The sequence below is a fragment of the Flaviflexus sp. genome (assembly GCF_052087705.1).
In the GTDB taxonomy this organism is placed as follows: domain Bacteria; phylum Actinomycetota; class Actinomycetes; order Actinomycetales; family Actinomycetaceae; genus Flaviflexus; species Flaviflexus ciconiae.
In genome coordinates, this window is sequence record NZ_JBQCYC010000004.1 from 140328 (window position 1) to 151058 (window position 10731).

Sequence of the window (10731 nt, forward strand, 5' to 3'; positions counted from 1 at the left end):
AGCCGTGTCCTGCGGTAGTTTAGATCTGTGTCAGACCATTATTTCTCCTCACAGCCAACCGGCCCCGAAAAGCGCCGCGACTACAGCTTTACGGTCCGCGGCGACCGCTTCGACGTTGTGTCGGATAGCGGGGTGTTCTCGCACGACAGACTCGACAAGGGCACGCAAATTCTTCTCAAGTACGTGGTCGACCCGCCCCAGGAGGGCCTGCTCGTAGACGTGGGGTGCGGGTGGGGGCCGATCGCTCTAGCCCTTGCCACGGCGGCACCGAACGCCACCGTACTTGCCGTTGATGTGAACGAGAGGGCTCGCACCCTCACGGAGGAGAACGCCAAGCGTGCAGGCCTAACCAATATCATTGTGGCAACCCCCGACGAGGGGCTTGCCTTGGCAGCAGAGCGCGGGATCGACGCTATCTGGTCAAATCCCCCGGTACGCATCGGCAAGCAGGAGCTCCACCAGTTGCTTCTCTCGTGGTTCGAGCACCTGGACGGCTACGCTGACCTTGTCATCGGAAAGAACCTTGGAGCGGATTCGCTTCACGCGTGGCTTGAGAACCAATCCTACGAAGTTGAGCGGATTGGGTCTTCGGGAAGCTTCCGGGTGCTCGAGATTATCGACCGTCGCCGGCAATCCCGGTCAGGCTAAACTCGGCGACAATCTCGGCCGGCCCGGTCATCTCGATCTCTCCCCGGGCAAATCGGATTTCCAGCCCGGTTCCCGCGACGTCAGCCCGGTAGATCCCGGTAGCAGTCTCCCCCGCCCACGCGTGGAGAGCCACCGCAGCGTCCCGGGCACCCTGCTCGACTGCCGGTCCCTCACCAAACACGCGTGCGGCAAACGCACTGAAGGGCCTCTCCACGCCGTCAAAGTCCGTGAACATGGCATCGCCCTGCGGGACAACCACCGTGAGGCGGGCTCCGGGGACGTTCGGATCGTACTGGGCCTGACCGGTCACAGCCGACATTTCCTCGTCCTTCTCGAGGGCGACGACCACACCGAAGTCCGAGGAACGGACCACGAGGCCGCCGCGCACCCCCTTCACTCCATCGAGCGAAACAGCAACGTCGTATCCCCGGCTGACCGACTCCTCGCTCACCGGCAACGCCAGTTCGTATCCGGTCGAATAGTGCAGCCCGGTGCGCGTCACGTAGAGCGGGTCCTCCGGACCATCAAACGCCACCGATTCCCCGTCGAACAGATCGATGAGCCCCGAGACACGAAGGTAGTGGGCCGCGAGCCGAGCGAACGGCCCAGCATGTACGAGAGGCCTGCCCGCGCTGTTCCAAGCATCGATCCTCCATCCAGCTTCCGTCTCGGTCCGCACGACACGTATGAGGCAGTCGGCGCCGATTCCGAGCCTACGATCGCAAATCATCGCGATCTGTTCGGGCCGCACCTCCCTCGAACTGTTGAGATCAGGAAAGATGATGGCGTCACTGCCCCCAACGTTTCCCTTGGTGAGTGTCAGGCCTTCGAGACTGGGGATGATCATGGGGTCAGTCTATCGAGGACCTCGCCAATCCTGGTGTCAACTCCCGGCCCTGCTTCAACCCAGGTGATCCGGGGATCTCGGCGGAACCAGGTCAGTTGCTTCTTGACGAGCTTGCGGGTCGCGACCGATACCGATTCGATCGCTTCCTCCACCGTCATTACCCCATCGAGCACCGCCAGCGCCTCCCGATAACCGGTGGCGGTCCGGGCAGTTGGCGCGTCGTCGAGCCCGCACTTCCTCAACGCCTTCGTTTCCTCAAGAAGGCCGAGCTCAAACATTGTTGCGGTGCGCTGCGCAATTCTTTCGTCAAGGATCTTCTGATCGAGCGTCAGGCCAATGACCATGGTGCTGTCGTAGTGGCTCGTATGCCGGGGAAAGACCGGTTGGAACGATCTCCCAGTCACTTCGTTGACTTCGAGCGCCCGAACCACGCGCCTCTCGTTGCGAGCATCAATAACCTTCGCCGAGGCAGGATCGACGCGCGCCAGCTCCGCATGCATGGCGGCGCCACCGACCTCGGCAAACTTCGCCTCGAGCCGCTCCCTTACCTCCGGTACGGTCCCCGGGAAATCAATCTTGTCGAGAGCCGCCGAGACGTACAGACCCGAACCTCCCACGAGAATTGGGGTCTTGCTCGCGGCAACGATTCCGTCAATATCTTCCCGGGCATGATTCTGGTAAGCGGCAACCGAGGCTTCTTGGGAGATGTCGAGGACGTCGATCTGATGGTGCGTAATTCCGCGCTTTTCCTCGTCTGTCACCTTTGCGGTACCAATATCCATATCGCGGTAAAGCTGCATGGCGTCAGCTCCGACAATCTCGGAGGAACCCGCTCCACCGAGGCTGTGGGCGAGGTTCACTGCCGCAGCGGATTTCCCGACCGCTGTCGGGCCCACGACGGCAATAATTGTCATGGTCCGACGCGAAGAGTGGGGAGCCCGAGCGAGACGGGTCCGCGCGCCTCCGCATCTAGCTCCGCCACGCGGGCTTTGCCACGTGCCCAAGCCTCTCCGGCCCGGGTCCGGATGATCTCGAAAGTTCCACCGGTCACCGCAGAGTCCGCAAGCAAGTGGTGCGGGGCGCCGTGCGTGACAACGGCGCGCACCATATCCCCGGGACGGGGAAGGTTCTCAACGTGGTTCTCCCCAGAGAACGTGTCCGCATAGGGACGGAGCTCTTCAGGAAGAGCGACATGGACAAGCCGATTGTCTTCGGCCCGGCCGGTTAGCCGAGCGGTATCGGCATCCTTACGTCCTTCACCCTCAGCAATGAGGACCTCGACGGTGCGACCAACAATCTCCTCGTTTTCTTCGGTGGAGATGCGCTTCTGAAGGTCGAGAAGCCGGCGGTAGCGCTCTCCTGCGACCTCGGCAGGAACCTGGTCCTCCATGTCGGCCGCCGGGGTGCCCGGCCGAGGGGAGTACAGGAATGTGAAGGCCGAGGAGAAGCGGGACTGTTCAACGACGTCCAGCGTTGCCTGGAAGTCCTCTTCGGTCTCCCCCGGGAAGCCGACGATGATGTCTGTCGTGATCGCGGCATTCGGGATCCTCTCCCGAACAGCATCGAGAATTCCGAGGAACTTCTTTGACCGGTACGAGCGCCTCATGGCACGGAGAATACGATCGGAGCCTGACTGGAGCGGCATGTGCAGCGACGGCATGACGTTGTGCGTCTCCGCCATCGCATCAATGACGTCGTTCGTGAAGGCAGCGGGGTGCGGGGATGTGAACCGGACGCGCTCCAGCCCCTCAATCTCCCCGCAGGCGCGCAGCAGGTCCGCGAAGGCCCCCTTCTGCCCAAAGCCAACGCCGTACGAGTTGACGTTCTGTCCGAGCAGGGTCACCTCGATCGCGCCGTCAGCGACAACCGCGCCAACCTCGGCGAGGATTTCCCCTGGTCTGCGATCACGTTCCTTGCCTCTTAGCTGGGGAACGATGCAGAAGGTGCACGTGTTATTGCATCCCACAGAGATCGAGACCCAACCCGCGTAGGCGGACTCGCGCTTCGTGGGAAGAGTCGAGGGGAAGACCTTGAGTGACTCCTCGATCTCAACAGCCGCTTCATTGTTGTGGCGAGCCCGTTCCAGGAGCGTGGGAAGCACATCAAGGTTGTGGGTTCCGAGGACAACATCGACCCAGGGGGCCTTCTCGACGATCCCATCGCCCATCTGCTGAGCAAGGCAACCGCCCACGGCGATCTGCATGCCGGGGCGCTCACGCTTGACGGCAGCGAGCTGGCCGAGGTTGCCGAAAAGCTTGTTGGCCGCGTTCTCGCGGACAGAACAGGTGTTGAGGACAAGAACGTCCGCTCCGGCGTCGCCCGCCCCGTCATGGGCACGTGCGGCTGCTTCGGGGACCGTGTCGACGTGACGATATCCCGCTTCCTCCAGCATGCCGGCCAAACGCTCCGAGTCGTGGACGTTCATCTGGCATCCGAGGGTGCGGATCGCATATGTTCTGGGCAGGGTCATCTCAGTCATCGCCACCATTGTAGGGCCCATGCCCGAACTACCAGGTAACTCAGACAATGATTTGCAACGCAATGAACCCGACAAGCCCGGCCCACAGGTAGCTGGCAAGGGAACCGATGATGAATCGTTCACTCACCGCCGGATCATCCTGAAGCTCGGCCCACCGTCCAAGCGACTTAATCGCAACAACCACGGCAATCAGTCCGGCCTGGCCAACAATGACAAGTCCTGTGGTGGCCATGCGCTCGAGCACACCGATAACCGCACCGCCACGGAGCACGTGCTTCTTCGCCGGGGCGGGCGGGCTAATGACGAGATCCCCATCGTCCTTCGTTTCCTCCGGAACGACCCGGGCGATCGCCAGCACGCCCTCAACGACCGCCCACCCAAAAACCGAGGAGACGAGAAGGGCAATGATGGAAATAAGAATGTCCACGGTTACTGCGCTCCGTCCAGGAGAGCATCAAGCGTCGGCCAGGCGGCCTCCTCGATCGACTGAGCACCATAGCCCCTTCGTTGCGACACGGCCTCAACACTGATGCCCAGGCGGTCCGCAATATCTGAGACGGATTCCCCCGCCCTGTGCGCTTCAATGGCTTCCCATTGAGCATCCGTCCGCCCGGAAATGATGAAGCCGAGAACCCGTAACAGGGATTCCGCGGACGCGGCGGCATCCGCGTTATCGGAGTCGACCGCGACTGATGGAGTAAAACGGTTTGCGGACTTGGCGCGTTCAACGGCGCTGCGGGCGTGCAGATAGGCGGGGCCCGTTCCCGACCGCGCCGTGTCACCGAGGCTTGCCTCGCCTGCACCGATGCCGATATGCCAGGAGCCGTCGCGGATCAGAGCAAGGGCGATCTCTCGGACGAGACTGGGGTTGGAAATGACACCCTGCACTTCGTCGCCTACCGTTCTCTCGAACGGGCGCTCGCACTCATACGATCCGAGCCGAGCGAGAAGCTCCGGCACTCGGTCATCCCCGCTACGAGATCCAATTTGGTCAATTGTTAGGACGAACATGCCGTCACCTACCCAAGTTCATAACCTTGATTTATTAATTTCAAGTGTAATAGCTTGAGTAATCATTGTCATCAAGAACGGCGCGAACGGCTGACATGGTCTGATCGGGGCTGAAGCCACGGCGCGCAAGTGCGCCATAGATGCGTCGCCGCCGGACCTCATAGTCAAGGCCCTCGGTGGAGCGTGCCTTCTTCCTCGCAAGCTCGAAGGCGGCCCGGCGCTCATCATCGGAGCTGACTTCTGCGAGTGCCTCTTCGGCGATCTCGCGAGAGATGCCTTTTCGATCGAGGTCGCGGGCGAGTCCCCTGCGGGAGATGGGCTTCTCGGCCATCCGGCTTCGAATGAGCGAGGCCGCAAACTTTTCGTCGTCGACGAGTCCGGCTTTCTCGAACTTGTCGACCATCTCCATGGCGAGATCCTCGGGGACCCCGCGGGAGGTTTGGGCGTCGATGAGTTGCTGGCGAGAGCGGTCCATCATCGCCAGCTGCCTCATGACGATCGCACGGGCCTCCTTGCGGAGTTCCTCCGGGGTTTCCTCACCGGTGAGCTTCATTAGAAGTCAGTCGGGATCGCTTCCTCGTCGGCACCCTCGGGGCTGGCCGCCGATTCCACGTCCGCGTACTGTCCAATGCCGAGCTTCTGCAGGATCTTCTGCTCGATTTCCTCGGCGGTGTCCTTGTTCTCGATGAGGTAGGTTCGCGCCTTCTCCTTGCCCTGCCCCAGCTGCTCACCTTCGTAGGTGAACCAGGCGCCGGACTTACGGACGATGCCGTTATCGACACCCATATCGATGAGACCACCCTCCTTGGAGATGCCCTGGCCGTACAGGATGTCGAACTCGGCCTGCTTGAACGGCGGGGCCATCTTGTTCTTGACGACCTTGATGCGGGTGCGGTTACCGATCGGCTGGCCGGCTTCCTTCAGCGTCTCGATCCTACGAACGTCGAGGCGGACCGAGGAGTAGAACTTCAGGGCCTTACCACCGGTCGTGGTTTCGGGGGAACCGAAGAAGACACCGATCTTCTCACGCAGCTGGTTGATGAAGATCGCTGTCGTTCCCGATGCTGAGAGCGCACCGGTGATTTTGCGAAGGGCCTGGGACATGAGGCGGGCCTGAAGACCAACGTGGGAGTCTCCCATCTCGCCTTCAATTTCTGCCTTGGGGACAAGGGCGGCGACGGAGTCGATGACGACAATGTCGAGAGCACCCGAGCGGATCAGCATGTCCATAATCTCGAGGGCCTGCTCACCCGTATCGGGCTGGGAAACGATCAGTGCGTCGGTGTCGACACCGAGCTTGCGGGCGTAGGCCGGGTCGAGGGCGTGCTCCGCATCGATGAAGCCAGCGATGCCGCCAGCCTTCTGAGCGTTTGCTACCGCATGGAGGGCGACGGTTGTCTTACCGGAGGATTCCGGGCCGTAGATCTCAACGACGCGGCCTCGCGGGAGGCCGCCAATTCCGAGCGCAACGTCAAGGGCAACGGATCCGGTCGGGATGACCTTGACCTTCTGGGCAGACTGGTCTCCCAGTCGCATGATCGACCCCTTGCCAAACTGGCGATCGATCTGGGCAAGAGCAGTGTCGAGTGCCTTTTGGCGGTCTTCGGCTTTCACGGCCATTATTTCTCCTTGACTTGTGCGGGTAGAACAGGCGAACTGTAGGGAACCCGCCCTCTCCGAGCGGCAACCTAAGAGCAACGCTAGGCCACGCCTTAGGCACAATAATCGACAGAACTCCACGCTGTGGACATCTGCGGTTGCATCGCTCCGGAGAACATCCTAACTGAACATTCGTTCGAAGAAATCCGCCACGCCGTCGGCGTGGCATTTTGGTGCGACCGGTCCGGACTACTTTTTCTTTTGTTCCTTGCGGTGCGGGAACATGTGGTCCTCCCCCAAGTCCATCTCTTCGCATAGGGCGAGCCAGATCTTCTGTGGATTCTCGCCGTCCTCGATGAGCTCTGCCGCGGTCTTGTGTCCAAGGGACGGGAGGGCAAGGGACCTGGTGAGGGCCTGGCCGTAGGCGGTGCCGAATTCGTTGTCGACAACTTTCCAGAATTCCGAGTGGTTCATGCGGGGGTCTCAGCGATCGTTCGGATGGTGCGCAATGGTGCGGTCATTGTCGTGGGGAATGCAAAAGCCGCGGCATCAGCCGCGGCTTCCGCAGTATCAGGTTAGTTCACGCCAGCTTCGGCGAGAGCTTCCTGGACGGTGTCGGGGACCCGGAAGCTCGGGGGCACACGGCCCTCCGACAGGTCGATCCGGTCAGCTACGAGGCGAAGCACGTGGCCGAGGGGGACGTTGAGCGCCTGCGTGATTGAGAGAAGAAGCTCCGAGGAAGCTTCCTTCTGGCCACGCTCAACTTCCGAAAGGTAGCCGAGCGATACGCGTGCGTCCGAAGACACCTCGCGTAGCGTGCGGCCCTGGCGCTGGCGGTATGCCCGCAGGACATCGCCGAGTTCACGACGAAGGAGTACAGGTTCGGACGACTTGGAGGCGCCCATGTCGCGCGGGCGAATAATTTCGGTCTGGTTTTTCCGGTTTACGCCGGTTCGTGTTTCCATTGTCATCACCTAGTTCAACGAGGTATTCCCGATATTTGTTCCCGATGAGCCAAAAAGGCCGGGAACGCCACAGACTATTTCCAGGTTTCTATCTTTTGGCGGAATTTCGCCAGTTTTTCCGGTAGTTCCATCTCCGCCAGAATATACAGGGCGGCTAGGACGGAAGATTCCCGAATATCTTCTCGACCTCCCGGGAATAGGAACAGAGTTGCCCGACCATCCTCCCGGCCGATCCAGACGGTGCCAGCGTCGAAACCGTCGGCGGGGCCGGGTCCCGCCACTCCCGTTGTCGAAACGGTATGGGCCGCTCCGGTCAGCTCGGCAACTCCCCGCGCCATCTGAACTGCCACCTGGCCGTTGACGGGGCCTTCTCGGTTTAGAAGGTCCCGGTCGACGTCTAGAACATGGGCTTTGATTTCATTCGTGTAGGACACAACTCCGCCCCGGAGGATCTCGGAGATTCCCGGGACCTGGACAAGGGTTGCGCAGACGAGACCGCCGGTCAGGGATTCCGCCACCGCTATGGTGTCGCCCTTCTTGAGGAGGACCTCACTCGGGCTGGTTGTCGCTGCCATGGTTCTTCTCGTATTCCTTGTTGATTCGGATCGCATCCTGGACGTATTGGATCGCGGACCAAATGGAGGTGATGAGGGCCCCTGCAACGAGGACCCAGGTTGCCCACTCCATTGTTGTGGCTGCCCAGTCCGGCAGGAAGGAGCGCCAGGGCAGGAGGAGTCCGCCGATGAAGAGGGACTGGAGCATCATCTTGAGCTTGCCGCCCTTGCCCGCCGCCATCACCGATTTCCGCTTCATGTACATGCGCATGACGGTGATGCCGACTTCGCGGAGCAACATGACGATCGTGATCCACCAGGGCAGCATGTCGTGCCAGGAGAGCATGATGAGGGCGGCGCCGATCAGTGCCTTGTCGGCAATCGAGTCGGCCAGCTTCCCAAAATCCGTGATGAGATTCCGCGAGCGCGCCAGGTGTCCGTCGAGCTTATCGGTCATGGCCGCGACGAAGAATATGCCGGTGGCTATCCACCGCGATGTGGTGTCGGCTTCCCAAAACGCCCATATGAACGCCGGGATCAGCAGCAACCTGATGATCGTCACGAAGTTCGCGATGTTGAGGACCGGTACCGGTTCTTGAGTGTTCACACCCCTAGCCTACGTTGTCTTGTCCGCCTGTCCCCTATGCTTGACCCATGTCCATCCGCACTTTCACAGCTGCCGCATTCGCGGCGACGCTCCTCCTTGCCTCGTGTTCGAGCGTGACCGAGGGCGATGACGCCACCACCGACGCGCCTTCTCACACAGGTGCGGAGGAGCCAACGGCCTCCTCCGATACAGACACTGGCGAAGGCTCGGCCGAGGGTTCCGACGAGAATACCGCTGAGCCTTCCGAGTCAGGTGAGCCGGAGCCGACGGAGCCCGAGGTTGATCCGGATGAGGTTATTTCGCAACTGACGATCGTGTCGGGCGGGGATATTCTCCTGCACCCGTCGATCTATCAGACCGCCTGGGTTGAGGGTGATACGTACGACTTCACCTACCAGTACGAGCACATCGAGCCGTGGATCAGCGGAGCCGATCTGGCGCTCTGTTCGCTTGAGGTCCCGATCGCCCCGGAGGGCACGGCATATTCCGGATATCCGACGTTTGGGGCTCCCGCCGATCTCATTCCTTCCCTGAAGGAGGTTGGCTGGGACGGGTGCAACACGGCAACGAACCATACGATGGACAGAGGCTTCGCCGGCGTGGAGCGCACGAACACCGTTCTTGAAGAGAACGGCATGGGCTTTCATGGCGGGGCACGTACCGAGGAAGAGTCCGAGGAGGTCCAGTTCTACGATCTGGACCTGGAAGAGCGCACGGTTACCGTCGCTCATATCTCTGCCACGACGCTGACGAATGGAATCCCGATCCGTGGCGAGCAGCCGTGGTCCTGGTTCGTCATCGGAGAGCTGGGTCCCTACGAGACTTCCGATGTTGTCGACATGGCGGAGCAGGCCCGCGAGGACGGCGCCGATCTCGTTGTTGTGTCGATGCACTGGGGCACCGAATACGTCTCGGAGCCGATTGATGAGCAGCTGATTATTGCTGAGGAACTGGCAGAGTCCGGTCAGGTCGACCTTGTTTACGGCAATCATTCCCACGTCCCGGAGCCGGTCGTTGAGCTTGAGGGTGGCCCGCGCGGCGACGGCATGTGGGTGGCCTGGTCAATGGGCAACCTCATCTCCGGCCAGACAATCGCCAACCACGGTTATCGCGTTACGACCGGATACCTGGGTACCGCAACCATCGATGTTCCCCGCGAGGGTCCCGCGACTGTCGCACGGCTGGATTGGACGGTTGTCACGCAGGACGCCCCAGGAGCGAACCGCCTCTACTTCCTCAACCAGGAACTCCGGGGCGGACGGCCCGCGACACTTACCCTGGGCGACGCTGAGCTCATTGCCCGCGGCGACGCCACCTACCCGGTGATGGAAGCCAACGGTAGTACTGAACGGCTCGACGTCCCCGAGCAGCAGGTCGAATCGGTGACCCCACGGCGGTAGTCGAATCCCGGGCAGTAGTCGCCACCCAGTCCATTGACGCACCACGCGTCCACAAATTCTTTGGATGAGTGTTTCCCAGCAATAACTCGTCGGGCAACGCTCGTCTCCATTTCGAGGCCGCGTTCACGTCGGCGACCGCGACAACGTTGTCTATCGCGACGGTACTGTCTATCGAAACCCCGTTGTCTATTGGGGCAGCCTTGCCCATGTCTATTGGGGCAGCCTTGCCCATCCGGCCCGCATCGGCACCAATCTCATTTACCGCAGCGGTTCAACGGGTGACGATCATGACCGTCACCCGCCCGAATCCGACTGCCAAGAGCCTTTTCTACGACTCGTCGAGCACGTCCAATGACACGGACCCACCGCCGAAGGTTTCAGGGAGAACATCCGCGCGCGTGGGAACAACTTCGCCCTCGACGATCGGGAAGACGCCTTGGCCCGCCAGGGGCGTTGACCATACTGTGCCGTCCACCGTCCCGGGATTGGGTGTGTACTCCAAAGCAATGATGACGTAGTTACGTCCAGGAACCAGGTGTTCCTCCTCGGACGTTTCGCTCATCGTGCCCAGCGATGAGTGGACAAGCGTCAGTTCCGTTCCCGCCAGCGATTCGTCGCCCT

Annotated in this window: 14 protein-coding genes; 2 read left to right on the forward strand and 12 right to left on the reverse strand. The window is 61.3% G+C overall.

All coding sequences use genetic code 11. The annotated features are described in order from the left end of the window. The first annotated feature begins 27 nt into the window (after positions 1–27). A complete protein-coding gene (locus ACTHUY_RS03790; RefSeq protein ID WP_441677695.1) occupies positions 28–648 on the forward strand; it encodes a class I SAM-dependent methyltransferase in 621 nt (206 codons plus the stop codon). Here the strand turns inward: ACTHUY_RS03790 and ACTHUY_RS03795 are convergent. From ACTHUY_RS03795 to pgsA, 11 genes are all read right to left on the reverse strand, one after another. Further along, a complete protein-coding gene (locus tag ACTHUY_RS03795; protein WP_441677697.1) occupies positions 614–1495 on the reverse strand; it encodes a hypothetical protein in 882 nt (293 codons plus the stop codon). The genes ACTHUY_RS03790 and ACTHUY_RS03795 overlap by 35 nt on opposite strands. Continuing rightward, positions 1492–2409, reverse strand: a complete 918-nt coding sequence (miaA, locus tag ACTHUY_RS03800) for a tRNA (adenosine(37)-N6)-dimethylallyltransferase MiaA (protein ID WP_441677699.1) — start codon at positions 2407–2409, stop codon at positions 1492–1494. The genes ACTHUY_RS03795 and miaA overlap by 4 nt, the downstream gene beginning before the upstream one ends. Then, positions 2406–3965: a tRNA (N6-isopentenyl adenosine(37)-C2)-methylthiotransferase MiaB gene (gene miaB, locus ACTHUY_RS03805; protein WP_441654551.1), complete on the reverse strand. Its 1560-nt coding sequence runs from the start codon at positions 3963–3965 to the stop codon at positions 2406–2408. Before miaB ends, miaA begins: the two co-directional genes overlap by 4 nt. A 49-nt stretch (positions 3966–4014) precedes the next feature. Then, complete coding sequence (locus ACTHUY_RS03810) at positions 4015–4401, reverse strand: hypothetical protein (protein ID WP_441654543.1); 387 nt, start codon at positions 4399–4401, stop codon at positions 4015–4017. Positions 4402–4403: 2 nt separating this feature from the next. After that, complete coding sequence (locus ACTHUY_RS03815; RefSeq protein WP_441677701.1) at positions 4404–4985, reverse strand: SatD family protein; 582 nt, start codon at positions 4983–4985, stop codon at positions 4404–4406. Between the two features lie 40 nt (positions 4986–5025). Beyond that, positions 5026–5538: a regulatory protein RecX gene (locus ACTHUY_RS03820; RefSeq protein ID WP_441677703.1), complete on the reverse strand. Its 513-nt coding sequence runs from the start codon at positions 5536–5538 to the stop codon at positions 5026–5028. After that, entirely contained in the window at positions 5538–6605 is a 1068-nt protein-coding gene (gene recA / locus ACTHUY_RS03825; RefSeq protein ID WP_126703001.1) for a recombinase RecA, read from the reverse strand. The genes ACTHUY_RS03820 and recA overlap by 1 nt, the downstream gene beginning before the upstream one ends. Before the next feature lie 228 nt (positions 6606–6833). After that, positions 6834–7058, reverse strand: coding sequence for a DUF3046 domain-containing protein (locus ACTHUY_RS03830; RefSeq protein WP_441654546.1), 225 nt, complete (start codon positions 7056–7058; stop codon positions 6834–6836). A gap of 101 nt (positions 7059–7159) precedes the next feature. Then, positions 7160–7489 carry a helix-turn-helix domain-containing protein gene (locus tag ACTHUY_RS03835; RefSeq protein ID WP_228201657.1) on the reverse strand — a complete coding sequence of 110 codons (330 nt, stop codon included), beginning with the start codon at positions 7487–7489 and terminating at the stop codon, positions 7160–7162. Between the two features lie 134 nt (positions 7490–7623). Continuing rightward, positions 7624–8124, reverse strand: a complete 501-nt coding sequence (locus ACTHUY_RS03840; protein WP_441654547.1) for a CinA family protein — start codon at positions 8122–8124, stop codon at positions 7624–7626. Then, a complete protein-coding gene (gene pgsA / locus ACTHUY_RS03845) occupies positions 8099–8710 on the reverse strand; it encodes a CDP-diacylglycerol--glycerol-3-phosphate 3-phosphatidyltransferase (protein WP_441654548.1) in 612 nt (203 codons plus the stop codon). The genes ACTHUY_RS03840 and pgsA overlap by 26 nt, the downstream gene beginning before the upstream one ends. Before the next feature lie 47 nt (positions 8711–8757). Here pgsA and ACTHUY_RS03850 point away from each other — a divergent pair, with 47 nt between their 5' ends. After that, positions 8758–10110 (forward strand): CapA family protein, encoded by a 1353-nt coding sequence (locus tag ACTHUY_RS03850; RefSeq protein ID WP_441654549.1) that lies wholly within the window; start codon positions 8758–8760, stop codon positions 10108–10110. A gap of 328 nt (positions 10111–10438) precedes the next feature. Here the strand turns inward: ACTHUY_RS03850 and ACTHUY_RS03855 are convergent. Next, a partial coding sequence (locus ACTHUY_RS03855) for a hypothetical protein (protein WP_441677705.1) occupies positions 10439–10731 on the reverse strand: 293 nt, incomplete at its 5' end.

Coding starts and splice junctions, on each gene's coding strand:
- ACTHUY_RS03815 (WP_441677701.1), bottom strand. CDS start 4,985: ATGTTCGTCCTAACAATTGACCAAATTGGATCTCGTAGCGGGGATGAC.
- ACTHUY_RS03795 (WP_441677697.1), bottom strand. CDS start 1,495: ATGATCATCCCCAGTCTCGAAGGCCTGACACTCACCAAGGGAAACGTT.
- ACTHUY_RS03830 (WP_441654546.1), bottom strand. CDS start 7,058: ATGAACCACTCGGAATTCTGGAAAGTTGTCGACAACGAATTCGGCACC.
- miaA (WP_441677699.1), bottom strand. CDS start 2,409: ATGACAATTATTGCCGTCGTGGGCCCGACAGCGGTCGGGAAATCCGCT.
- ACTHUY_RS03840 (WP_441654547.1), bottom strand. CDS start 8,124: ATGGCAGCGACAACCAGCCCGAGTGAGGTCCTCCTCAAGAAGGGCGAC.
- ACTHUY_RS03820 (WP_441677703.1), bottom strand. CDS start 5,538: ATGAAGCTCACCGGTGAGGAAACCCCGGAGGAACTCCGCAAGGAGGCC.
- ACTHUY_RS03850 (WP_441654549.1), top strand. CDS start 8,758: ATGTCCATCCGCACTTTCACAGCTGCCGCATTCGCGGCGACGCTCCTC.
- recA (WP_126703001.1), bottom strand. CDS start 6,605: ATGGCCGTGAAAGCCGAAGACCGCCAAAAGGCACTCGACACTGCTCTT.
- ACTHUY_RS03835 (WP_228201657.1), bottom strand. CDS start 7,489: ATGGGCGCCTCCAAGTCGTCCGAACCTGTACTCCTTCGTCGTGAACTC.
- miaB (WP_441654551.1), bottom strand. CDS start 3,965: ATGACCCTGCCCAGAACATATGCGATCCGCACCCTCGGATGCCAGATG.